At 72.6% G+C, this 24,876-nt stretch carries 14 protein-coding genes; 10 read left to right on the forward strand and 4 right to left on the reverse strand.

Annotated features, from left to right (window positions below; genetic code table 11):
* Positions 1 to 26: 26 nt before the first annotated feature.
* The 8 genes from ABTZ03_RS10695 (at position 27) to ABTZ03_RS10730 (ending at position 5,635) form a co-directional block, all read left to right on the forward strand.
* Positions 27 to 452, forward strand: coding sequence for a cupin domain-containing protein (locus ABTZ03_RS10695; RefSeq protein WP_350512533.1), 426 nt, complete (start codon positions 27 to 29; stop codon positions 450 to 452).
* Positions 449 to 1,705: a beta-ketoacyl-[acyl-carrier-protein] synthase family protein gene (locus ABTZ03_RS10700; RefSeq protein ID WP_350512534.1), complete on the forward strand. Its 1,257-nt coding sequence runs from the start codon at positions 449 to 451 to the stop codon at positions 1,703 to 1,705. The genes ABTZ03_RS10695 and ABTZ03_RS10700 overlap by 4 nt, the downstream gene beginning before the upstream one ends.
* Positions 1,706 to 1,710: 5 nt before the next feature.
* A complete protein-coding gene (locus ABTZ03_RS10705) occupies positions 1,711 to 2,952 on the forward strand; it encodes a beta-ketoacyl synthase N-terminal-like domain-containing protein (protein ID WP_350512535.1) in 1,242 nt (413 codons plus the stop codon).
* A gap of 36 nt (positions 2,953 to 2,988) precedes the next feature.
* Complete coding sequence (locus tag ABTZ03_RS10710; protein WP_350512536.1) at positions 2,989 to 3,249, forward strand: acyl carrier protein; 261 nt, start codon at positions 2,989 to 2,991, stop codon at positions 3,247 to 3,249.
* A 1-nt stretch (position 3,250) separates the two neighbouring features.
* Positions 3,251 to 3,706: an SRPBCC family protein gene (locus ABTZ03_RS10715; RefSeq protein ID WP_350512537.1), complete on the forward strand. Its 456-nt coding sequence runs from the start codon at positions 3,251 to 3,253 to the stop codon at positions 3,704 to 3,706.
* Positions 3,703 to 4,032, forward strand: coding sequence for a TcmI family type II polyketide cyclase (locus ABTZ03_RS10720; RefSeq protein WP_350512538.1), 330 nt, complete (start codon positions 3,703 to 3,705; stop codon positions 4,030 to 4,032). The genes ABTZ03_RS10715 and ABTZ03_RS10720 overlap by 4 nt, the downstream gene beginning before the upstream one ends.
* 346 nt (positions 4,033 to 4,378) lie before the next feature.
* Positions 4,379 to 4,831, forward strand: a complete 453-nt coding sequence (locus tag ABTZ03_RS10725; RefSeq protein WP_350512539.1) for a hypothetical protein — start codon at positions 4,379 to 4,381, stop codon at positions 4,829 to 4,831.
* Positions 4,832 to 4,948: 117 nt separating this feature from the next.
* Positions 4,949 to 5,635, forward strand: a complete 687-nt coding sequence (locus ABTZ03_RS10730; protein ID WP_350512540.1) for a class F sortase — start codon at positions 4,949 to 4,951, stop codon at positions 5,633 to 5,635.
* Positions 5,636 to 5,727: 92 nt separating this feature from the next.
* Here the strand turns inward: ABTZ03_RS10730 and ABTZ03_RS10735 are convergent, their stop codons facing one another.
* Both ABTZ03_RS10735 and ABTZ03_RS10740 read right to left on the reverse strand, forming a co-directional pair.
* The gene (locus tag ABTZ03_RS10735) at positions 5,728 to 6,762 is read right to left on the reverse strand and encodes a methyltransferase (protein WP_350512541.1); all 1,035 of its coding nucleotides are present in this window, start codon (positions 6,760 to 6,762) and stop codon (positions 5,728 to 5,730) included.
* Between the two features lie 40 nt (positions 6,763 to 6,802).
* Positions 6,803 to 7,882 carry a right-handed parallel beta-helix repeat-containing protein gene (locus ABTZ03_RS10740; RefSeq protein ID WP_350512542.1) on the reverse strand — a complete coding sequence of 360 codons (1,080 nt, stop codon included), beginning with the start codon at positions 7,880 to 7,882 and terminating at the stop codon, positions 6,803 to 6,805.
* 272 nt (positions 7,883 to 8,154) lie between these two features.
* Between ABTZ03_RS10740 and ABTZ03_RS10745 the strand changes: the two genes are divergently transcribed.
* Complete coding sequence (locus ABTZ03_RS10745) at positions 8,155 to 9,099, forward strand: deoxyribonuclease IV (protein ID WP_350512543.1); 945 nt, start codon at positions 8,155 to 8,157, stop codon at positions 9,097 to 9,099.
* A gap of 108 nt (positions 9,100 to 9,207) precedes the next feature.
* On the opposite strand, the gene ABTZ03_RS10750 is transcribed toward ABTZ03_RS10745, so the two are convergent.
* On the reverse strand, positions 9,208 to 9,426 hold the full coding sequence (locus ABTZ03_RS10750; RefSeq protein ID WP_350512544.1) for a hypothetical protein: 219 nt from the start codon (positions 9,424 to 9,426) through the stop codon (positions 9,208 to 9,210).
* 406 nt (positions 9,427 to 9,832) lie between these two features.
* Here ABTZ03_RS10750 and ABTZ03_RS10755 point away from each other — a divergent pair, with 406 nt between their 5' ends.
* Positions 9,833 to 11,239, forward strand: a complete 1,407-nt coding sequence (locus ABTZ03_RS10755; protein ID WP_502894435.1) for an amino acid permease — start codon at positions 9,833 to 9,835, stop codon at positions 11,237 to 11,239.
* A 90-nt stretch (positions 11,240 to 11,329) separates the two neighbouring features.
* Here ABTZ03_RS10755 and ABTZ03_RS10760 read toward each other — a convergent pair whose 3' ends face one another.
* Positions 11,330 to 24,724 (reverse strand): DUF7927 domain-containing protein, encoded by a 13,395-nt coding sequence (locus tag ABTZ03_RS10760; RefSeq protein WP_350512546.1) that lies wholly within the window; start codon positions 24,722 to 24,724, stop codon positions 11,330 to 11,332.
* Between the last annotated feature and the right edge of the window lie 152 nt (positions 24,725 to 24,876).

The following is a 24,876-nucleotide window of genomic DNA, read 5'->3' on the forward strand; positions in this document are numbered from 1 at the left end:
GTCAACTCCCCTGGAGGAAAGCCATCATGACCACGCAACTACCGCCGATCATCAACATCGAGGACGCCCCGGAGAACCGCCGCCACGGCGCAGAGCTGCGCACCATGCTCACCCCGCCCAGCTGCGGGGCGACCAGCGGCTTCATGGGCCTGGCCATCGTCAAGCCCGGCGAGCGGATCAACGAGCACTACCACCCGTACTCCGAGGAGTTCGTGTTCGTCCTCTCCGGCGACCTGGAGGTGGACCTGGACGGGCAGAGCCGCCCGCTGAAGCCCAACCAGGCCCTGATGATCCCGATCAACATGCGGCACCGCTTCCGCAACGTCGGGTCCACCGAGGCCCGGATGGTCTTCCACTGCGGCCCGCTCGCCCCGCGCCCCGACCTCGGCCACGTCAGCACCGAGGGGACCGCCGCGGCCGGCCCGCCGGAACACGCCAAGGTGGGCTCGTGACACGGCGCGTCGCCGTCACGGGCATCGGTGTGGTCGCGCCCGGAGGGATCGGCATCCCGGCCTTCTGGGACCTCCTGACGGCCGGCCGCACCGCCACCCGGGGCATCACGCTCTTCGACCCGACCGGGTTCCGCTCCCGGATCGCGGCCGAGTGCGACTTCGACCCGGCGGCCCACGGGCTGACCCCCGACGAGGTCCAACGGGCCGACCGCTACGTGCAGTTCGCCATGGTCGCGGCCGCCGAGGCGGTCACCGACGCCGGGCTGGACCTGGCCGCCGAGGACCCGTGGCGGATCGCCGTCTCGCTCGGCACCGCCGTCGGCGGCACCACCCGGCTGGAGCACGACTACGCCCTGGTCAGCGCCACCGGCGCACGCTGGGACGTGGACCACCGGTACGCCGAACCGCAGCTGCACCGGGCCTTCGCGCCCAGCACGCTGGCCTCCGCGGTGGCCGAGCGGGTCGGCGCCCACGGCCCGGTGCAGACCGTCTCCACCGGCTGCACCTCCGGCCTGGACGCGATCGGCTACGGCTTCCAGGCGGTCGAGGAGGGACGCGCCGACATCTGCGTCGCCGGCGCCTCCGACTCCCCGATCTCGCCGATCACCGTCGCGTGCTTCGACGCCATCAAGGCCACCAGCGAGCGCAACGACGACCCGGCGCACGCCTCCCGCCCCTTCGACGCCCACCGGGACGGCTTCGTCCTCGGCGAGGGCGGCGCCGTCCTGGTGCTGGAGGAGTTGGAGCACGCCCGCCGCCGCGGCGCCCGGATCTACGGCGAGGTCGGCGGCTTCGCGACCTTCGGCAACGCCTACCACATGACCGGCCTCACCAAGGAGGGGCTGGAGATGTCCCGGGCGATCGACCACGCGCTCGACCACGCGCGGGTCGACCGCACCGACGTCGACTACGTCAACGCGCACGGCTCGGGCACCAAGCAGAACGACCGGCACGAGACCGCGGCGGTCAAGCGCTCGCTCGGCGACCACGCCTTCGGGACGCCGATGAGCTCGATCAAGTCGATGGTCGGGCACTCGCTCGGCGCGATCGGCGCGATCGAGGTGGTCGCCTGCACCCTGGCGCTGGCCCACGGCGTGGTGCCGCCGACCGCCAACTACGAGACTCCGGACCCGGAGTGCGACCTCGACTACGTGCCGCGCACCGCGCGCGAGCTGCCGCTGAGCCACATCCTCTCGGTCGGCAGCGGATTCGGCGGATTCCAGTCCGCCGTCGTGCTCAACAGAACGGGGTGAGTTCCATGACGTCACGTCAGCAGGGCCGCCGGGCGGTGGTCACCGGCCTCGGCGTGGTGGCGCCGAACGGTGTCGGTGCCGATGCCTTCTGGAAGGCCACCAGGCAGGGCGTGAGCGTCCTCGACCGGATATCCCGTGAGGGCTGCACCGAGCTGCCGCTCAGAATCGCGGGCGAGGTAAGGGAGTTCGACCCGAGTTCGGTGATCGACAGCCGCTACCTGGTGCAGACCGACCGCTTCACGCACTACGCGATGGCCGCCGCCGACCTGGCCGTGGCCGACGCCGGGTTCCGACCCGACCCCGAACAGCCCTTCACGGTCGGCGTGGTGACCGCGGCCGGCTCCGGCGGAGGCGAGTTCGGCCAGCGCGAGCTCCAGCAACTCTGGGGCCAGGGGCCGAGGTTCGTCGGACCGTACCAGTCCATCGCCTGGTTCTACGCGGCCAGCACCGGCCAGATCTCGATCCGCGGCGGCTACAAGGGCCCGTGCGGGGTGGTGGCCAGCGACGAGGCCGGCGGCCTGGACGCCCTCGCCCACGCCGCCCGCTCCGTGGCCCGCGGCACCGACGCCGTGGTGGTCGGCGCCGCCGAGGCCCCGCTCGCGCCGTACTCCATGGTCTGCCAGCTCGGCTATCCCGAACTGAGCCTGGCCGACCGGCCCGAGGCGGCCTACCTGCCGTTCACCGCGCAGGCCTGCGGCTTCGCCCCCGCCGAGGGCGGCGCGATGCTGCTGGTGGAGGACGAGCAGGCGGCCCGCCGGCGCGGCGCCACCGTCCGGGCCCACCTGGCCGGGCACGGCGCCACCTTCACCGGCGCCTCCCGCTGGGAGGAGTCCCGGGAGGGCCTGGCCGCCGCGATCCGGATCGCACTGGACGAGGCCCGGACCGCGCCCGAGGAGATCGACGTGGTCTTCGCGGACGCGCTCGGTGTCCCCGCCGCCGACCGGGCCGAGGCCCTGGCCCTGGCCGACGCACTCGGCCCGGCCGCCGAACGGGTCCCGGTCACCGCCCCCAAGTCCGGCACCGGACGCGCCTATTGCGGCGCCCCGATGCTGGACGTGACGGCCGCCGTGCTGGCCATGGAGGACGGCGTGCTGCCGCCCACCCCCAACGTCACCGAGGTCTGCCACGACCTCGCCCTGGTGACCGGCCGCGCCCGCCCGGCCGAGCTGCGCACCGCGCTGGTGCTCAGCCGCGGGCTGATGGGCTCCAACTCCGCGCTGGTGCTCCGGCGCGGCGAGCGGTCCTGACCCCCCGATTTCCGCTGCCTCTTCGAAGGGAATCCCGTGAGCAACACCCTCAGCTATTCGGACCTGGCCGACCTGCTCCAGGCCCGGGCCGGCGTCACCGTCGACCCGGGCGACCTGGAGCAGCCGAGCGCCCAGTTCGACGACTTCGGCGTCGACTCGCTCGGACTGCTCGGCGTCGTCGGCGAGTTGGAGAACCGGCACGACCTCAAGGTCACCCCCGGCGCCGAGTCCGCCAAGACCCCGCACGAGTTCCTGGAGCTGGTCAACAGCTCCCTGGCCACGAAGGCTGGTGCCTGAGATGCCCGGACACACCGACAACGAGATCGTCATCAACGCCCCGCTCGACCTGGTCTGGGAGATGACCAACGACCTGGAGAACTGGCCGGAGCTGTTCAGCGAGTACGCCTCGGTCGAGGTGCTGGAGCGCGACGGCGACCGGGTGCAGTTCCGGCTCACCATGCACCCGGACGAGAACGGCAAGGTGTGGAGCTGGGTCTCCGAGCGCACCACCGACCGCTCCTCGCTGGCGGTCGCGGCCCGCCGGGTCGAGCCCGGCCCGTTCGAGTTCATGGAGATCCGCTGGGAGTACGCGGAGGTCCCGGCCGGCACCAGGATGCGCTGGATCCAGGACTTCTCGATGAAGCCCACCGCCCCCGTGGACGACGACGGGATGGTCAACCACATCAACAAGAACTCCCGGATCCAGCTGCAGCTGATCCGCGAGAAGGTCGAGAAGCGGGCGGCCGAACAGTGACCGGAACCCACCGCGCCCTGATCGTCGCCCGGATGAAGCCCGAGACGGCCCCGGACATCGCCGAGGTGTTCGCCGACTCCGACCGGGGCGAACTGCCGCACCTGATCGGCGTCACCGGCCGCAGCCTGTTCCAGTTCGGCGACGTCTACCTGCACCTGATCGAGGCCGACCGCCCGCCGGGCCCGGCCGTCGCCAAGGTCCTCGGCCACCCGGAGTTCCGGACCGTCAGCGACCGCCTGACCGCCTACGTCCAGGCCTACGACCCGGCCACCTGGCGCGAGCCGAAGGACGCCATGGCGCGCGAGTTCTACCGCTGGGACCGCTGACCGCCCGCCGCGGTCCGCAGTCCCGTCTGGGCCCGCCCCCGGCCGTGCGCCGGGGGCGGGCCCATGTGCGCGTCCAGGGGCCGACACGCCCCTCTACCATCCGGCGGCGGCGCAGCCCGGTCGCACCACCGGGAGCGGGCGCGGGTTTCACCCGGATCGCCGGGGCAGTCGGGTGAACACGCCCGGGACACCACCCGAAGGGCGCACAGTCCGTACCGACGCCGCCACGCTCCGGTGGCAGGCGGCCGCAGCCTGGTTGACGGTGGATCAGGCGCCACTTCCCGCGAGTCCCCTTGACCGGCACCGTGCCGGCGGTCGCGGTCCGCGCGCCGGAAGGATCACCCTCATGCGTTCTGCACGCACGCTGCTCGCCGGAGCGGCCGTCGCCGCCGCCCTCACCGTCGGCACTCCGCTGGCCTTCGCCGACGGCACCTCCTCCGACCAGGGCAAGAACCTCACCTGGCAGGAGAAGTCGTCCGACCACGGCTCGGACAACTCGAAGGGCTACGACGACAAGAAGTCCGGCGGCTCCGACGAGCACAAGGGCAACGACGACCACAAGGGCTCGGGCGAGCACAAGGGCAACGACGACCACAAGGGGAACGACGACCACGGCAAGGGCTCCGACGGCCGCGAGGACGAGCACGGCTCCCCGCACGGCGGCGTGCACACCGGTGGCGGCGGCCTGGCCCTGTCCGGCGGCGGCCTCGCCTCCGGCGCGGTGCTGCTGCTCGGCGGCCTGGGCGCGGGCGCGTACGCGCTGCGCCGCGGCCGCCGCACGACCGGCGCCGTCGCCTGACCCCAGCCGCTGAATGCCGCCTCTGGGCGTCTCCCCGGCCACCGGGTGGGGCGCACGGGGGCGGCGGGCCGTTGCGGAACAGGCACCTGACGTAGAGCACTTCCAGCGGAGGACAGGATGACAGGCGGTCCCGGCACCGGAATGCCCCGGCTGCTGCGCGGCGGAATGGGCGCGGCGGCGGTCGGTCTGCTGCTGATCTACAACTCGGTGGACACCGGAGCCCGCCAGGGGCAGACGGTCGGTCAGGCCGCTCCCCCGGCGGCCTTCGCCCCCGCCGTCCCGGGGGCGGCGACCGCCCCCGCGAGCCCGGCCGCCGCCGCCCCCGGCGCCCCGGCGCTCAAGCGCGCCAAGCCGACCCGGCTGCGCATCCCGCAGATCGCGGTGGACGCGCCGTTCACCGAACTCACCCTCAACCCGGCCGGACAGCTCAACGCGCCGCCGCCGGACGACAAGAACCTGGTCGGCTGGTACCGGGACGGCGTCACCCCGGGCGAGCGCGGCAGCGCCGTCGTCGCCGGGCACGTGGACACCACCAAGGGCCCCGCGGTGTTCCTGCTGCTCAGCATGCTGCTGCCCGGCAACAAGATCGAGGTCAGCCGGGCGGACGGCACCGTCGCGGTCTTCTCGGTCGACTCGGTGGAGACCTTCGCCAAGGACGCCTTCCCGGACCAGAAGGTCTACGGCAAGACCCCGGACGCCCAGCTGCGCGTGATCACCTGCGGCGGCGCGTACGACAAGAAGAAGCGCGACTACCTCGACAACGTGGTGGTCTTCGCCCACCTGGAGTCCTCGCACCGGGCCTGACCACCCGCGCAGGCCCGACCGACGACGCCGACGGCCGCTGCTCCCCCGCCTCGGGGGTGCAGCGGCCGTCGGCTGTGACCGGGCCTCCGGACTCAGCCGCGGACGGCGGCCTCGAAGGCGTGCAGGTACGGGTTGACCGGGCGCACCTCGGCGACGTCCAGGCCGGCCTCCTGCATCAGCCGGATCATGCTCTCCTCGGAGTGCTTGGCGCCGCCCACGTTGAGCATCAGCATCAGGTCCATCGCGGTGGTGAAGCGCATCGACGGGCTGTTGTCGACCAGGTTCTCCACCACCACGACCCGGGCGCCCGGACGCGCCACGGCGACCACGTTGGCCAGGGTGCGGCGGGTGCTGTCGTCGTCCCACTCCAGGATGTTCTTGATGATGTAGAGGTCGGCGCGCACCGGGATGTCCACCCGGCAGTCGCCCGGCACCAGGCGGGCGCGGGCGGAGAAGGCGCCGCCGTCCTGCAGCCGGGAGTCGGCGCCGGCCACGACCTTCGGCAGGTCGAGCAGGGTGCCGTGCAGGGCCGGGTGCTTCTCCAGCAGGCTGGCCAGCACGTGGCCCTGGCCGCCGCCGATGTCGGCCACCGAGTCGATGCCGGTGAGGTCCAGGTAGTCGGCGAAGTCCTCGGCGGACTGCCGGCTGGAGGTGGTCATCGCCTTGTCGAAGACCTTCGCCGAGTCGCCGGCGTCGCTGTGCAGGTAGTCGAAGAACTCCTTGCCGAACAGCTCGGGGAAGACGTTGCGCCCGGAGCGCACCGCCTCGTCCAGCTTCGGCCAGGCCTCCCAGGTCCACGGCTCGGTGCACCAGAGGGCGATGTGGCGCAGCGAGTTGGGGGCGTCCTCGCGCAGCAGCAGGGACATCTCGGTGTGCTCGAAGCGGTCGTCGCCGGTCTCGGCGAAGAGCCCGTAGCAGGTGAGCGCGCGCAGCAGGCGGCGCAGCTGGCGGGGTTCGGTGTTCAGCCGGGCGGCCAGTTCGGTGACGTCGGCCGGGGTGTCGTCGAGCACGTCGGCGACGCCGAGCCGGGCGGCGGCCCGGACGGCGGCGGCGCAGGCGGCGCCGAAGACGAGTTCGCGCAGGCGCATCGCGGGCTGGGCGGTGGGGTTGGCGGGTGCGGTGGTCATGGGCGGTCCTTCTCGATCGGGGACGGTCAGCAACGGCCGGTCAGCAACGGCCGGAGGGCTCGGAGAGCGCGCAGGTGTTGCGGGTGAAGGTGTTGCCGGCGCCGGTGTCGCGGTCGGCGAGGTCGGCCGGGCCGTTGCCGCTGAGGCGGTTGTCGGCGATGGTCGCCCGGGTGTTGGGGATGCCGACGACGCTCTTGAACAGCACGATGCCGCCGGAGAAGTCCGAGGCTCCGACGTTGTCGCGGACCTCGTTGTCGGTCACCCGGGTGTCCTCGGTGCCGGTGAGCACGATGCCGGCGCCCTGGATGGCGCCCAGGCGCGGGTTGGCCGGGCAGAACTTGTTGTTGGCGACCACCCGGTTGTGCTTGACGTCGAGGTCCCCGGCGCGGGGCACGCCCTCGTCGCCGACCACGAAGACGCCGCTGCAGTTGCCGCTGATCCGGTTGCCCTCGACGGTCAGCACGCGCAGCCGGCGCACGGTGACGCCGACCCGGTTCCCGGTCAGTTCGTTGCCCTCGACGACGGTGCCCCCGGTGTCGGGCGCGCCGCCCTCGCGGTAGGCGTAGTTGGCGAGGAAGACGCCGGACTGGCCGTTGTCGACCGAGCGGTTGCCGAGGATGGCGGCCTTGGTCGACATCTCCTGGCTGATGCCCTGCTGGGCGTTGTCGTGGACGTAGGTGGCCCGGACGGTCAGGCCGGTGGTGCCGCTGGCGTCGATGCCGTTCTTGCGGAAGCCGGTGACGGCCAGGGTCTCGATCGTGACGTCGGGCACCGGGGCCGCCTCGGTGCCGGCCACGCAGACGCCGTGCCCGGCGGTGGCGCAGGCGTTCTCGGTGCCGTCCCCGGGGGTGATCACGCTGGCCGGGCCGGCGCCGCGCAGGGTGAGGCCGGGGGTGGTGATGCGGACACTGCCGCGGTAGGTGCCGGGGAGGAGCTGGACGGTGTCGCCGGGGGCTGCGGCGTCGATGGCCTGCTGGATCGATCCTCCCGGCTCGACGAGGTGCACGGTGCCACCGGCGGCGTGTGCCGCGGGGGCGGCGGCCAGGGTGGCGAGGACGGTGGTCAGTGCGGTGGCGGCGGCGGTGGCCGCGGCGAGGTGGTGGACCCGACGCGTGGGCATGAGTGGTGACCTGTCTTTCGGCGCGTGTCTCGGCGCGCGCGGTGCGGCGGTGGGGCGACGGGACGGTCCGCCCCGGCGTGTTCGAGTGGTGACGGTCGGTGAGTACGGCCGAGTCGACGGTACGGGCGCCCCGGGGGGCCCGCCACCAGGGCTGGGCTGCCGGACTGACGGGGCGTCGGCCACCGGTGGGACGCCCCGGCGTGGCGCACGCACCCGCCGGGCGGCCGGGCCCGCGCACCGCGGCCGCCCGCGCCCGTGACATGCTCGGGGGCATGAGCACCGCACCCGTTCCGTCCGCCGCCGCCCGCCGCAACCCGATCGGCGCCCACGTCCCGGTGGCCGGTCGCGGCCTGGCGGGCACGGGACTGGCGTACGCGCACAAGGTGGGCGCCGAGACGGTGCAGGTGTTCGTGGCCAACCCGCGCGGCTGGGCCACCCCCGCGGGCAATCCGGCGCAGGACGAGGAGTTCCGCGCCTCCTGCGCCGAGCAGGGCGTCCCGGCCTGGGTGCACGCCCCGTACCTGATCAACTTCGGCTCGGACAACCCGGCCACCCGGGAGCGCTCGGCCGACTCGTTGCGGCACTCGCTGCACCGCGGCCACGCGATCGGCGCGCTCGGCGTCGTGCTGCACACCGGTTCGGCTGTCGGTACGGCGCCCGGCGGCGGCTCGCGCCGGGCCGAGGCGATGGCGCAGGTGCGCGCCGACGTCCGGCCGCTGCTGGACGAGCTGGACGCGCTCGGCGACGACGCCCCCTGGCTGCTGCTGGAGCCGACCGCCGGGCAGGGCAGCTCGCTCTGCTCCCGGCTGGAGCAGCTGGCCGAGTACATGGAGGCGTTGGACGGCCACCCCAAGGTGGGCGTCTGCCTGGACACCTGCCACGCCTTCGCCGCCGGGCACGACCTGGCCGTCCCCGGCGGGGTGACGGCCGCACTGGACGCCCTGGCCTCGGCCGCCGGCCCCGGCCGGCTGCGGCTGATCCACGCCAACGACTCGGAGGACGTGGTCGGCGCCCGCAAGGACCGGCACGCCAACATCGGCGCCGGGATGATCGGCGCGGAGCCGTTCCGGGAGCTGTTCGAGCACCCGGAGACGGCCGGGGTGCCGCTGCTGGTGGAGACCCCGGACCGCAAGCACGGCGGGGACGGCACCGGGCACGCGATGGACATCGCGGTGCTGCGGGAGCTGCGCGAGCGGGCGGCCGTGCCGGTGGCGTAGGTCCTGTCCGGCCGGCCGGGCGGCCCGGCCGGTCGCGGCGGCAGCGGTGAGCCCGGGAACCGCCGTGGCGGTCCCCGGGCTCACCGGTCGATCAGGCGATCACGCGATTCAGCCGCTGATGCAGTCGTCCTCGGTGCCCGCGTGGATGTTGGTCCAGCTGGCGTGCGGGCCGAACAGGCCGACACCGGCCGAACCCGACTCCAGGCTCTGCGAGGTCGACGAGTGCGACGCGTTGAAGGCCATCGCCGGCGCCGGCGCGGCGAGGGCGGCGGCACCCGCCACGGCGGCGATCACGGCGAACTTGCGGATGTTTCCACGAAGCGACATCAGATGTCCTCTGGTCCGATTGGTCCGATTCTGGTCCTCAACCCGCCTCCGGAACGGCCGGTACGGCCGCCGGGCAGGCCGGGCGACGCCCCACCGGGAGGCGCGGGGGCAACGTTTGCACACGAATTCGCGGCCGCCGTGCGCGCCGCAACCGCGCTGCGGCATCCGGGTGACACATCTCCCCCGACCGGACGAAGCCGGTCGTACGCGCGCATAAGCGGTCGAACAGCCGCTCGGGGCGGGTCGGACGAGTGCCCGTCCAACCGGGCCCAGACCGGAAATCTTGCGGTGATCGGCCGGGCCGGATGAACAAATCCCGTCGATTTGGTACAAGGTGCCGCCCGGTCCGAGCATGAACGGTAGCTCCACCGAGCGCGAGCAGGACCACGAAAGGCGCACCACCCTCATGCAGAGCAGCCCGGCCGCAACCCGGCAGGCGACCCGACCGAGCGCCCCGACCGATCCGGTCGACCAGGCCCCGGTCACCCCCGAGCCCCCGAAGAACGGCCGCCGCTTCGGGCTGCCGACCGCCACCGCCCTGGTGATGGGCAACATCATCGGCGGCGGCATCTTCATGATCCCGGCCGCCGTGGCGCCGTTCGGGACGGTCAGCCTGCTCGCCTTCGTGGTGCTCACGGTGGGCGCGATCGCCCTGGCCCTGGTCTTCGGCCAGCTCGCACGCCGCAACCCGCGCACCGGCGGCCCGTACGTCTACGCCCGCGAGGCCTTCGGCGACTTCGCCGGCTTCCTGTCGGCCTGGTCGTACTGGATCACCACCTGGGTCAGCAACGCCGCGCTCGCGGTGGCCGCGGTCGGCTACCTGGGTGTGCTGGTGCCCCTGCACCACAGCATCCCGCTGGAGATCACCGCCGCGCTGGCCTTCCAGTGGCTGCCCGCGCTGGCCAACCTGGCCGGCACCCGCTTCGTCGGGGCGGTCCAACTCGTCTCCACCGTCCTGAAGTTCATCCCGCTGCTGCTGGTCTCGGTGGGCGGGCTGTTCTTCTTCGACCCGAAGAACCTCGGGCCCTTCGACGCCAGCGGCCAGGGCTGGATGGGCGGCATGACGGCCGCCGCCGCGATCCTGCTGTTCAGCTACCTGGGCGTGGAGTCGGCCGCGATGAGCGCCGGGCAGGTCCGCGACCCGGAGCGCAACGTCGGCCGGGCCAGCGTGCTCGGCACCAGCGGCGCGGCCGTGGTCTACCTGCTGGGCACGCTCGCCGTGTTCGGCACCGTCGCGCACCCGCAGCTGATCAGCTCCAGCGCACCCTTCTCCGACGCCATGAACGGCATGTTCGGCGGCACCTGGGGCGGCACGGTGATCGCCGTCGCCGCGCTGATCTCGATGACCGGCGCACTCAACGGCTGGACCCTGCTCGCCGCCCAGGCCCCGTACGCGGCCGCCAAGGACGGCCTGTTCCCGGCCGCCTTCGGCAAGGAGAAGCGCGGCGTGCCGACCTTCGGCGTGATCGTCAGCGTCGCCCTCGCCTCGCTGCTGACCATCGCCAACTTCGCCAGCGGCGCCAAGGGCGCGTTCGACATGCTGGTGCTGGTCACCACCTTCACCGCGGTCGTGCCCTACCTGCTCTCCACCGCCGCCCAGCTGTACTGGCTGGTCCGCGGCTCCACCGACAAGGTCAACGGCGCCCACCTGGTGCGCGACGCCGTCCTCGGCCTCGGCGCCTTCGCCTTCTCGATCTGGCTGCTGGCCGGGGCCGGGTACGCGGCCGTCTACCAGGGCGTGCTGTTCCTGTTCGCCGGCATCCTGGTCTACGTCTGGCTGGCCGGCCGTCGCAAGACCGCCGAATCGGCGTGACCGCTCGGCTCCTGCCTTCCCCATAGCTCGTGAGAACGCCCCCGGGCGGTCGGTGGAACCGACCGCCCGGGGGCGTTCCACATGCCCTGATCAGCGCCTGGGGCGCCGGACCGCGATCAGGGTGCCGCCGAGGACCAGGAGCAGCACGGTGATCAGCAGCGCCGGCTGCGACCCGCCACTGCCCGTGGGCGGCAGCGGGGGCTTCGGCGACGGACTCGGGCTCGGGCTCGGGCTCGGGCTCGGCGTCGACTGCACCTCCGTGGTGGTCGAGCAGTTGCCGCCGCTCACCGCCCGCCGGGCACCGCTGCCGCCGGGGCAGTTGGAGCCGTCGGCGGTGAGCCGGTTGACCAGCGTCCGGCCGCCCGCGTCCGACCTGACGGTGACGGTGTAGCTGAGGGTCTCCGTGGCACCCGGCCGGATGTCCAGCGTCCAGGTGAGCCTCGGCGCGGAGTAGGCCGTCCGCCCGGTGCCGGCGTGGGCGTTGCCGCCGTAGACCGCGCCGTCCAGGACTCCGGTGAGGTCGTCGGTGACGACGGCCCCGAGGTAGGTGCCGCTGGCCCGGTTGGTGGCGGTGACGGTGTAGGTGACGGTGTCACCGGCCTTGGGGTTCGCCGGGGTGGCCTGCTTGGTCAGGAGCAGGTCGTGCTGCACGGTGATCGGCTCGGTCGGCGTCGCGACCGCCGTGTGCGTCGGCGTGACCGGGTCCGGCCCGCCGGTGACGGTGACCGTGTTGGTCGGCGTCACCGTGGCGTTCGGGTCCAGCGTCCCGGAGAGCGTCCAGGCCACCGTGGCACCGACCGGGATGTCGACGGCCGGGCAGGTCGCGACGCCGTCCGCGATCGGACACGGCGTGCCGTCGGCGTCGGCCGCCATCGAGGCGTTGTTCACCCCGCTGGGCACCTGGTCGGTGACCACCACGTTCCGCGCCAGCGAGGGCCCGTCGTTGGTCACGGTGACCTGCCACTGGATCCGCTGCCCGGCGACCACCGGCGAGGTCAGCAGCACCTTGGCGACGGTCAGCCGTGCCTGCGCCGAGGGCGAGTTGGACGGGGAGGCGACGGCGGTGTGGGTCGGGGTGACCGGATCCGGCCCGCCCGTCACCGTCGCCGTGTTCGTCGGTGTGACGGTCGCACTGGGGTCCAGTGTGCCCGTCAGCGTCCAGGTCCGGGTCGAGCCGACCGGGATCTCCACCGCCGGGCAGGTCGCCGTACCGTTGGCGATCGGACACGACGTGCCGTCCTGCGCCGTCATCCTGGCGTTGCCGACCCCGCCCGGCACCCGGTCCGTCACCACGACGCCACGCGCCGTGGAGGGACCGTTGTTCGTCACGGTCACCCGCCACTCGATCGGCCCGCCGGCCACCACCGGGTCGGTGACCAACACCTTGGCGACCGTCAGACTCGCCTGCGGCGAGGGCGAGTTGGACGGGGACGCGACCGCCGTGTGCGTCGGCGTCGCCGGATCCGGCCCGCCCGTCACCACCGCCGAGTTGGTGGGCGTCGCGGTGGCGGCGGCGTCCAGCGTGCCGGTGAGCGTCCAGGTCCGGGTCGAACCGACCGGGATGGCGACGGCCGGGCAGGTCGCCGTGCCGTTCGCGATCGGACACGAGGTGCCGTCGTCGGCCGCCATCGAGGCGTTCGCGACCCCGGCCGGGACCTGGTCGCTCACCACCACGTCGCGCGCCGTGGCCGGGCCTTGGTTGGTGACGGCGACCTGCCACTGGATCTGCCGCCCTGGCACCACCGGGTCGGTCAGCAGCACCTTGGAGACGCTCAGCCGCGCCTGCGGGGAGGGCGAGCCGGACGGGGACGCGACGGCCGTGTGGGTCGGCGTCGCCGGATCCGGCCCGCCCGTCACCGTCACCGTGTTGGTGGGCGTCGTGGTGGCATTGGGGTCCAGCGTGCCGGTCAGCGTCCAGGTGAGCGTGTCACCGGGCGCGATCTCGACCGCCGGGCAGGTCGCCGTGCCGTTCGCGATCGGGCACGGCGTGCCGTCCTGCGCCGCCATCGACGCATTGGTCACACCCGCCGGAACCTGGTCCGCCACGACCACGTTCCGGGCCCTCGACGGACCGTTGTTCGTCACACTCACTCGCCACTGGATCTGCTGCCCGGGGACGACCGGGTTGGTCACCAACACCTTCGACACCGACAGATTCGCCTGCGGAGACGGCGAATTGGACGGGCTCGCGACCGCCGTGTGCGTCGGCGTCGCCGGATCCGGCCCGCCGGTCACCGTCACCGTGTTCGTCGGCGTCGTGGTGGCATTGGGGTCGAGCGTGCCGGTCAGCGTCCAGGTGAGCGTGTCACCGGGCGCGATCTCGACCGCCGGGCACGTCGCCGTACCGTTCGCGATCGCGCAGGGGGTGCCGTCCTGCGCCGCCATCGACGCATTGGTCACGCCCGCCGGCACCTGGTCCGCCACGACCACGTTCCGAGCCCTCGACGGACCGTTGTTCGTCACACTCACCCGCCACTGGACCTGCTCCCCCGGCACCACCGGGTTGGTCACCAACACCTTCGACACCGACAGGTTCGCCTGCGGTGAGGGCGAGTTGGACGGGGACGCGACCGCCGTGTGCGTCGGCGTCGCCGGATCCGGCCCACCCGTCACCGTCACCGTGTTGGTGGGCGTCGTGGTGGCGCTGGGGTCCAGCGTGCCGGTCAGCGTCCAGGTGAGCGTGTCACCGGGCGCGATCTCCACGGCCGGGCAGGTCGCCGTACCGTTCGCGATCGGACACGACGTGCCGTCCTGCGCCGCCATCGACGCGCTGCTCACGCCCGCCGGCACCTGGTCCGCCACGACCACGTTCCGAGCCCTCGACGGACCGTTGTTCGTCACACTCACCCGCCACTGGACCTGCTCCCCCGGCACCACCGGGTTGGTCACCAACACCTTCGACACCGACAGGTTCGCCTGCGGTGAGGGCGAGTTGGACGGGCTCGCGACCGCCGTGTGCGTCGGCGTCGCCGGATCCGGACCACCCGTCACCGTCACCGTGTTCGTCGGCGTGACGGTCGCATTGGCGTCCAGCGTCCCGCTCAGCGTGTAGGAGGCCAGCTGCCCGACCTCCAGCTCGATCGCCGGGCAGGTCGCGACGCCGTTGCCGATCGGGCAGGTGGCGCCGCTCTCGTCCGAGGTCATCATCGCGCCGGACACCCCGGCCGGGATCCGGTCCGTGACCACGACGTTCCGGGCCCGCGAAGGCCCGTTGTTCATCACCGTCACCCGCCACTCGATCTGCTCCCCCGGCACCACCGGGTCGGTCACCAACACCTTGGCGACCGTCAGATTCGCCTGCGGTGAGGGAGAGTTGGACGGCGAGGCGACGGCGGTGTGGGTCGGCGTCGCCGGATCCGGCCCGCCCGTCACCACCGCCGAGTTAACCGGGGTGACGGTCGCGTCCTGGGCCAGGGTGCCCGAGAGCGTGTAGGTGACGGTCCCGCCGACCGGGATCTCGACCGCCGGGCAGGTCGCCGTCCCGCCGCTGATCCGACAGGCCGCACGAGTGTCGTCCGGGGAGAGCGATGCGCCGACGACCCCGTCCGGGATGCGGTCGCTGACCACGACGTTCCGGGCCCGGCTCGGCCCGTTGTTGGTGACGCTGATCCGCCAGGCGATCGGCTGCCCGGGCACCACCGGGTCGGTCACCAGCGCCTTCGACACGGTCAGCCGCGCCTGCGGCACGACCGTCTCGCTGGCCTGCGCGGTCGCCGTGTGGGCGGTCGCGGTCGGGTCGGGCCCGCCGGTGACGACGGCCACGTTGACCGGCGTGCTGGTCGCCGCCTGGTCGAGCGTCCCCGTCACGGTGTAGGAGACGGTCGCGCCGGCCGGGAGCTCCACGGCCGGGCAGGTCGCCGTACCGTTCGCGATCGGACAGGCCGTCCCGTCGGCGTCCGAGGTCATGCTCGGGCCGTCCACCATGGCCGGGACGGTGTCGGTGACCACCACGTTCCGGGCCCGGGACGGCCCGTTGTTGGTCACCGTCACCCGCCACTGGATCTGCTGACCCGGCACCACCGGGTTGGTCAGCAGCACCTTGGCGATGCTCAGATTCGCCTGCGGTGAGGGCGAGTTGCTGGGTGAGGCCACCGCCGTGTGCGCCGTCGCACTCGGATCGGGACCACCCGTCACCACCGCTGTGTTCGTCGGCGTGCTGGTCGCGTCCGGGGCCAGCGTCCCCGTCAGCGTGTACGACGCCGTCTGCCCGACCTCCAGCTCGATCGCCGGGCAGACGGCGGTACCGTTGGTGACCGGGCAGCGGGACGCGTCGGCGTCCGCCTGGAGGACGGCGTTGTCGACCCCCTCCGGAATGCGGTCCGTGAGGACGACGTTGCGGGCCCGGGAGGGGCCGCTGTTGGTCACCGTCACCCGCCACTGGATCCGCTCCCCCGGGACGACCGGGTCCGTCAGCAGAGCCTTGGCGATGGTCAGGTTCGCCTGCGGTGAGGGCGAGTTGGACGGACTCGCGACCGCCGTGTGGGTCGGGGTGGCCGGGTCCGGCCCGCCCGTCACCAGCGCCGTGTTCGTCGGCGTGGAGGTCGCGTCCTGCACGAGCGTGCCGGTCAGCGTGTAGGACTGGCTCTGGCCGACCGCGAGTTCGATCGCCGGGCAGACGGCCGTCCCGTTCGCGACCGGGCAGACGGTGCCGTCGGCAGCGGTCATGCTCGCACCTCCGACGCCGTCCGGGACACGGTCGGTGACCACCACGTCGCGGGCCCGGGACGGCCCGTTGTTGGTCACCGTCACCCGCCACTGGATCTGCTGCCCGGGGACCACCGGATCGGTGAGCAGCACCTTGGAGACGGTGAGACTTGCCTGCGGCGAGGGCGAGTTGGACGGCGAGGCGACGGCGGTGTGCGTCGGAGTGGCCGGGTCAGGCCCACCGGTGACCGTCACCGTGTTGGTCGGCGTGGCCGTGGCGTCGGCGGCGAGCGTGCCGGACAGCGTCCAGGTCAACGTCTGTCCCGCCGGGATCTCCACCGCCGGACACGTCGCCGTCCCGCTGGCAATCGGACAGGCCGTACCGTCCTGCGCGGTCATCGACGGGCCGGTCACGCCCGCCGGGACGGTGTCGGTGACCACCACGTCGCGGGCCCGGGACGGCCCGTTGTTGGTCACGCTGACCTGCCACTGGATCTGCTGCCCGGGGACGACCGGGTTGGTCAGCAGCACCTTCGACACCGACAGATTCGCCTGCGGCGACGGCGAGTTCGACGGCGAAGCGACGGCGGTGTGTGTGGAGGTCGTCGGGTCCGGACCACCGGTGACCGTCGCCGTGTTCGTCGGCGTCACCGTGGCATCGGAAGCGAGCGTGCCGGACAGCGTCCAGGTCAACGTCTGCCCCACCGGGATCTCCACCGCCGGACACGTCGCCGTCCCGTTGCTGATCGGACAGGCCGTACCGTCCTGCGCGGTCATCGACGCGCCGGTCACACCCGCCGGCACCTGATCCGCCACCACCACGTTCCGCGCCTGCGACGGACCGTTGTTGGTGACACTCACCCGCCACTGGACCTGCTGACCGGGCACCACCGGATTGGTCAACAGCACCTTGGAGACGGTCAGATTTGCCTGCGGAGACGGCGAGTTCGACGGGGACGCAACCGCCGTGTGCGTGGAGGTCGTCGGATCCGGACCACCGGTGACAGTCACCGTGTTCGTCGGCGTGACCGTCGCATCCGAGGCCAGCGTGCCGGACAACGTCCACGTCAGCGTCTGCCCCACCGGAATCTCGACGGCCGGGCAGGTCGCGGTGCCGTTGGCGATCGGACAGGGGGTGTTGTCGGCGTCGGACTTCATGCTCGCACCCGAGACACCCGTCGGCACCTGGTCCGTCACCACGACGTTCCGTGCCTGGGAAGGACCATTGTTGGTGACACTCACCCGCCACTGGATCTGCTGCCCGGGGACCACCGGGTTGGTCACCAGCGACTTCGACACCGACAGATTCGCTTGCGGCGACGGCGAGTTCGACGGCGAAGCAACGGCAGTGTGCGTGGAGGCCGTCGGGTCAGGACCGCCGGTGACCGTCGCCGTGTTCGTCGGCGTCGACGTGGCATCGGAAGCGAGCGTGCCCGTCAACGTCCAGGTCAGCGTCTGCCCCACCGGGATCTCCACCGCCGGACACGTCGCCGTCCCACTGCTGATCGGACAGGCCGTACCGTCCTGCGCGGTCATCGACGCATTGCTCACACCCGTCGGCACCTGGTCCGTCACCACGACGTTCCGTGCCCGGGAAGGACCGTTGTTCGTCACGCTGACCCGCCACTGGATCTGCTGCCCAGGCACCACCGGGTCAGTCAGCAACACCTTCGACACCGACAGATTCGCCTGCGGCGACGGCGAGTTCGACGGCGAGGCAACGGCAGTGTGCGTGGAAGCCGTCGGATCCGGACCACCCGTCACCGTCACCGTGTTCGTCGGCGTCACCGTCGCATCCGAAGCCAGCGTGCCGGACAACGTCCACGTCAGCGTCTGCCCCACTGCGATCTCCACCGCCGGACACGTCGCCGTCCCGCTGGCGATCGGGCAGACCGTACCGTCCGAAGCCGTCATCGACGCGTTGGTCACACCCGCCGGCACCTGGTCCGTCACCACGACGTTCCGCGCCTGCGACGGACCGTTGTTGGTGACACTGACCTGCCACTGGATCTGCTGACCCGGCACGACGGGGTTCGTCGTCAGGGACTTCGCAACGGTCAGGTTTGCCTGCGGTGAGGGCGAGTTGCTGGGTGAGGCCACCGCCGTGTGCGTCGGAGTCGCCGGATCCGGACCGCCCGTCACCGTCACCGTGTTCGTCGGCGTCGCCGTCGCATCGGAAGCGAGCGTGCCGGAGAGCGTCCACGTCATGGTCTGGCCCGCCGGAATCTCCACCGCCGGGCAGGTCGCCGTACCGCTGGCAATCGGGCAGGGGGAGCCGTCCGATCCGGTCATGGTCGCATTGCCGACCCCAGTCGGCACCTGGTCCGTCACGACGACGTCGCGCGCCCGGGACGGGCCGTTGTTGGTGACGGTCACCTGCCACTGGATCTGCTGCCCGGGCACCACCGGATTGGTCACCAGCGACTTTGACACCGTCAGATTCGCTTGCGGCGACGGTGAGTTGGACGGCGAAGCCACGGCCGTGTGGGTGGACGCCGTCGGGTCCGGACCACCGGTGACCGTCGCCGTGTTCGTCGGCGCGACGGTCGCGTCGGAGGCGAGCGTGCCGGTCAGCGTCCAGGTCAACGTCTGCCCCACCGGAATCTCCACCGCCGGACACGTCGCCGTCCCACTGGCGATCGGACAGGCCATCCCGTCGGCGTCGGCCCGCATCGAGGCGTCGTTCACGTTCGCCGGGACCTGGTCGGTGACGACGACGTTCCGGGCCAGCGAAGGACCGTTGTTGGTGACACTCACCCGCCACTGGACCTGCTGACCGGGCACCACCGGATTGGTCAGCAACACCTTGGAGACAGTCAGATTGGCCTGCGGCGACGGCGAGTTGGACGGGGACGCCACCGCCGTGTGCGTGGACGCCGTCGGATCAGGACCACCCGTCACCGTCACCGTGTTCGTCGGCGTCGCCGTCGCATCGGAAGCGAGCGTGCCGGAGAGCGTCCACGTCATGGTCTGCCCCACCGGGATCTCCACGGCCGGACAGGTCGCCGTCCCGCTGGTGATCGGACACGAGGAGCCGTCCGATCCCGTCATCGTCGCATTGCCGACGCCCGCCGGGACCTGGTCGGTGACGACGACGTTCCGGGCTTGCGACGGACCGTTGTTGGTGACGCTGACCTGCCACTGGATCTGCTGCCCAGGCACCACCGGGTTGGTCAGCAGCACCTTGGAGACGGTCAGATTGGCCTGCGGCGAGGGCGAGTTGGACGGGGACGCCACCGCCGTGTGAGTGGACGCCGTCGGGTCAGGACCGCCGGTGACGGTCGCCGTGTTCGTCGGCGTGACGGTGGCGTCGGAGGCGAGCGTGCCGGAGAGCGTCCACGTCATGGTCTGGCCCGCCGGAATCTCCACCACCGGGCACGTCGCCACGCCGTTGCCGATCGGACAGGTGGAACCGTCCGACCCGGTCATCGTCGCATTGCCGACGCCCGCCGGCACCTGGTCCGTGACCACGACGTTCCGCGCCCGCGAAGGCCCGTTGTTCGTCACGCTGACCCGCCACTGGATCCGCTGTCCCGGCACCACCGGGTCGGTGAGCAGCACCTTGGAGACGGTCAGATTGGCCTGCGGGGAGGGCGAGGCGGTCGGTGAGGCGACGGCGGTGTGTGTCGGGGTGGCCGGGTCGGGGCCGCCGGTGACGGTGGCGGTGTTGGTCGGCGTCGTCGTCGCGTCGGGAGCCAGGGTGCCGGTCAGCGTCCAGGTCGACGTCTGGCCCACCGGGATCTCCACGGCCGGGCAGGTGGCGACACCGTTGCTGATCGGGCAGGCGGTCCCGTCCGAGGCCGTCATCGAGGCGTCGTTCACGCCGGTGGGCACGGTGTCCGTGACCACGACGTTGCGCGCCAGCGAGGGGCCGTTGTTCGTCACGCTGACCCGCCACTGGATCTGCTGCCCAGGCACCACCGGATCGGTGAGCAGAACCTTGGAGACGGTGAGGCCGGCCTGCGGCGTCGGCGAGGAGGTCGGCGAGGCGACGGCGGTGTGCGCGGTGGCCGACGGGTCGGGGCCGCCGGTGACCACCGCCGTGTTGGTCGGCGTGGTGGTCGCGTCGGACGCGAGCGTGCCGGTCAACGTCCAGGTGAGCGTGGAGCCGGCCGGGATCTCGACGGCTGGGCAGGTGGCGGTGCCGTTGGCGACCGGGCACGGCGTGCCGTCGGCGTCGGCCGCCATCGTCGCGTTGTTCACCCCCGCCGGGATCTGGTCGGTGACGACGACGTTCCGGGCCCGGGACGGACCGTTGTTCGTCACGCTGACCCGCCACTGGATCTGCTGGCCCGGCACCACCGGGTCGGTGAGCAGCGCCTTGGCGATGGTCAGGCCCGCCTGCGGCGTCGGCGTGCCGGTCGGTGAGGCGACCGCGGTGTGGCTGGAGGCGGTCGGGTCCGGGCCGCCGGTCACGGTGACGCTGTTGGTCGGGGTGGTGGTCGCGTTCGGGTCCAGGGTCCCGGTCAGCGTCCACGTCACGGTCTGGCCGGCGGGGATCTCCACGGCCGGGCAGGTCGCGGTGCCGTTGGCGATCGGGCAGTCGGTTCCGTCCGCGGCCTTCATCGAGGCGTTGGTCACGCCGGTCGGGACGGTGTCGGTGACGACGACGTTGCGCGCGCGGGACGGGCCGTTGTTGGTGACGGTCACCTGCCACTGGATCTGCTGGCCGGGCACGACCGGATTGGTCAGCAGCACCTTGGAGACGGTCAGATTGGCCTGCGGGGAGGGTGAGTTGGACGGGGACGCCACCGCCGTGTGGGTGGATGCCGTCGGGTCGGGACCGCCGGTGACGGTCGCCGTGTTCGTCGGCGTGGCGGTGGCGTCGGAGGCGAGCGTGCCCGTCAGCGTCCAGGTCGAGGTCTGGCCCACCGGGATCTCCACGGCCGGACAGGTCGCCGTCCCGTTGCCGATCGGACAGGCGGTCCCGTCGGAGTCGGCCCGCATCGAGGCGTCGTTCACGTTCGCCGGGACCTGGTCGGTGACGACGACGTTCCGGGCCAGCGAGGGACCGTTGTTGGTGACGCTCACCCGCCACTGGATCTGCTGGCCGGGCACCACCGGGTTGGTCAGCAGCGACTTCGACACCGTCAGATTCGCCTGCGGCGACGGCGAGTTGGACGGGGACGCCACCGCCGTGTGAGTGGACGCCGTCGGGTCAGGACCACCCGTCACCGTCACCGTGTTCGTCGGCGTCACGGTCGCATCGGAGGCGAGCGTGCCGGAGAGCGTCCACGTCATGGTCTGGCCCGCCGGAATCTCCACGGCCGGGCAGTTCGCGGTGCCGTTGGCGATCGGACAGTCCGTCCCGTCCGCGGCCTTCATCGACGCGTTGGTCACGCCGGCCGGGACGGTGTCGGTGACGACGACGTTGCGCGCCCGCGAAGGACCGTTGTTGGTGACGCTCACCTGCCACTGGATCTGCTGCCCCGGCACCACCGGATTGGTCAGCAGCGACTTCGACACCGTCAGATTCGCCTGCGGCGACGGCGAATTGGACGGCGAAGCCACCGCCGTGTGCGTCGGCGTCGCCGGATCCGGACCACCCGTCACCGTCACCGTGTTCGTCGGCGTCACGGTCGCGTCGGAGGCGAGGGTGCCGGAGAGCGTCCACGTCATGGTCTGGCCGGCCGGGATCTCCACCGCCGGGCAGGTCGCGACACCGTTGCTGATCGGGCAGGCGGTACCGTCCCGGGCGGTCATCGTGGCGTTGGTCACCCCGACCGGGACCTGGTCCGTCACCACGACGTTTCGGGCCCGGGACGGACCGGAGTTGAAGACCGTGACCTGCCACTGGATCTGCTGACCGGGGACCACCGGGTTGGTGAGCAGTGCCTTGGAGACGGTGAGGTTGGCCTGCGGGGAGGGCGAGGCGGTCGGCGAGGCCACCGCCGTGCGGGTGGAGGCGGAGGGGTCGGGCCCGCCGGTGACGGTCACCGTGTTGGTGGGGGTCACGGTGGCGTCCGGTGACAGGGTGCCGTTCAGCGTCCAGCTGGTCGACGTCCCGGCCGGGATCTCGACGGCCGGGCAGGTGGCCGTCCCGTTGCTGATCGGACAGGCCGTCCCGTCCGCGTCCGCCTTCATCGAGGCGCCGGTGACCCCGGCCGGGACGGTGTCCGTGACGACGACGTTCCGAGCCCGCGAAGGACCGTTGTTGGTGACGGTCACCCGCCACTGGATCGGCTGACCGGGCACCACCGGATTGGTCAGCAGCGACTTCGACACCGTCAGATTCGCCTGCGGCGACGGCGAATTGGACGGCGAGGCCACCGCCGTGCGGGCCGTGGCCGAGGGGTCGGGACCGCCGGTGACCACGGCGGTGTTGGTCGGCGTGGTGGTGGCGTCTGGAGACAGCGTGCCGGAGAGCGTCCAGTTCGCGGAGGAGCCGGCCGGGATCTCGACGGCCGGGCATGTCGCAGTGCCGTTGCCGATCGGGCAGGCCGTGCCGTCCGAGGCCGTCATCGAGCCGTTGGTCACGCCCGTCGGGACCTGGTCGGTCACCACGACGTTCCGCGCCCGCGACGGCCCGTTGTTGGTGACGGTCACCCGCCACTGGACCTGCTGACCGGGGACCACCGGATTGGTCAGCAGGGTCTTGGAGATGGTCAGGTTGGCCTGTGGGGAGGGCGAGGAGGTCGGCGAGGCGACGGCCGTGCGCGAGGAGGCGGACGGGTCGGGGCCGCCGGTGACCACCGCCGAGTTGGTGGGGGTGGTGGTCGCGTCGGCCGACAGCGTGCCGGAGAGCGTCCAGCTGGCGGTGCCGTTGACCGGGATGGTGACGGCCGGGCAGGTGGCGGTGCCGTTGCTGATCGGACAGGTCGAGGAGTCCTGGTCGTTGACCATGCTCGGGCCGGTGACCCCGGTCGGGACCTGGTCGGTGACGACGACGTTGCGGGCCGTCGAGGGGCCGTTGTTGGTGACCTTGACCTGCCACTTGATCGGCTGGCCGGGCACCACCGGGCTGGTGAGCAGGGTCTTCGAGACCACCAGGTTGGCCTGGCCGCCCGGCGGGATCGGGTTCGCGGTGCTGGTGCAGTTCGGCGAGCAGTTCGGGTCGGTGGCGCCGGCCGGCGGGGTGACGGTGGCCCGGTTGTCCAGGGAGCCGGTGGCGTCCGGCGGCACGGTGCCGGTCAGGGTGTACGTCACCTGGCCGCCGGCCGGGAGGTTGACCGTGGTGTTGATGTTGCCGGTGCCGGAGGGGGTGCTGCCGCAACTGCTGCCCGCGGCGGCCGTGCAGGTCCAGGTGAAGTTCTGGATCGCGGCGGGCAGGGTGTCCCGGACGCTCACGCCGGTCGCGTCCGAGGGGCCGGTGTTCTTCACCGTGATCGTGTAGGTCAGCGGCTGGCCGGGCACGTACGGGTTCTTGTCCGGGGTCTTGGTCACCGACAGCCCGGTGGTGACCTGGCCCGGTGTGTCGACGGTGCTGGAGCAGGTCGGGCCGCAGTTGGGGTCGGTCGAGGCGGCGGGGCGGGTGACCGTCGCGGTGTTGGAGAGCGTGCCCGTGGTGCCGGACGGGACGGTACCGGTGATGGTGTACGTGACCCGGTCGTTGGCCGCGATGGTGGCCGTGGTGTCGATGCTGCCGGTGCCGCTCGCGCTGCCGCAGCTACTGCTGCCGGAACCGGGCGCGCAGGTCCAGGTGAAGCCGGACAGCGCCGACGGCAGCGCATCGCGCACCGCCGCGCCGACGGCGGGCGCCGGACCGGAGTTGCTCACCACGACCGTGTAGGTGAGGGTGCGGCCCGGGACGTAGGTGGTCGGGGAGGCGGTCTTGGCGATGGAGAGGCCGACCAGGGTCTGCCACTCGATGACGACCTCGCCGTTGCCGCCGCCGGTGTAGCCGCCGCCGGTGCCGATGCCGGTGGAGTACTGCGGGTCGGTGCGGCCGCCCGAGGTACCGCCGACACCGTTGCCGCTGGCGTTGGTGCCGTTGGAGGTCTGGGTGTTGGTGACGCCGGTGCCCCGGTTGTAGCCGGAACCGCCGCCGCCCATGCCGTTGGCCTCCGAGCCGCCGGAGCGCTGGCAGGCGCCGCCACCACCGCCGTAGTAGCCGCCACCACCGCCACCGCCGCCCTCGTAGTTGCTGGCACTGGCCCCGCGGCCGCCCAGGTACTGGCTGCCGGCCTGGGCGGCCGCGCACGCGGTCTGGGTGGCCGCGGCGCCGCCTGCGGTCTGGCTGCCGCCGCGGCCGGAGATGGTGGGCTGGTTGTCCTGGCCGCCGTTGCTGCCGCCGCCGCTGCCGCCCGCCGGGGTGAAGGTGTCACCGCCGGGTGAGGAGCCGCCGCCACCGCCGGCGACCAGCAGCGGGTTGGTGCCGTAGCCGCCGTTCCAGACGGCACTCAGGCCGCCGCCGCTGCCGCCGGTCCCGAGGTTCTGGTAGCCGCCCAGGCCGCCCGCGCCACCGCCCCCGTAGGTCGTGGCGGTGCTGTTCAACAGGCCGCCCTGACCGGCGGTGACGGTCAGCTGCTGCCCGGGCGTCACCGCGATGCTGCCGGTGGTGTAGCCGCCGCCACCGCCGCCGTACTGGCCGGTGTAGTAGGCGCGCGGGGAGCCCGCGCCGCCGCCGCCGAAGACCCGGGCGTAGACGCTGGTCACGCCGGGCGGCACGGTGAAGGTCTGGTCGCCCCCGCTGTAGGTGTAGCGGACGCAGTTGGTGGCGCCGGTGAACACCGGTGTGCAGGCCACCGCCGCCCGCTGCCGCTCCGGGAGCCCCTGCGGCGCGTACGCGGGCGCGGCCGCGGCGAGCGCGAGCCCGCTCTGGGGCACGAGGCAGAGCAGCGCGAGCAGCCCGCGCAGCGCCGTCGGGAACCGACCGCCGGGCAACGACCTGACCGGAGCCATCCGGCGTCTCCTCTCGCGACCGCGCACCGCTGGGCGCAGATCGGCGGACCACACGACAGTCACGCGAATGCGCGTGCGAGATCAGAGCGTGCCTAGGGAAGGCCCCGCGTCAGGATGACCTGACATCGTGTCATCGGATGTTCGTCACGGAA

This window comes from Kitasatospora sp. NPDC096077 (assembly GCF_040303245.1).
Taxonomy (GTDB): domain Bacteria; phylum Actinomycetota; class Actinomycetes; order Streptomycetales; family Streptomycetaceae; genus Kitasatospora.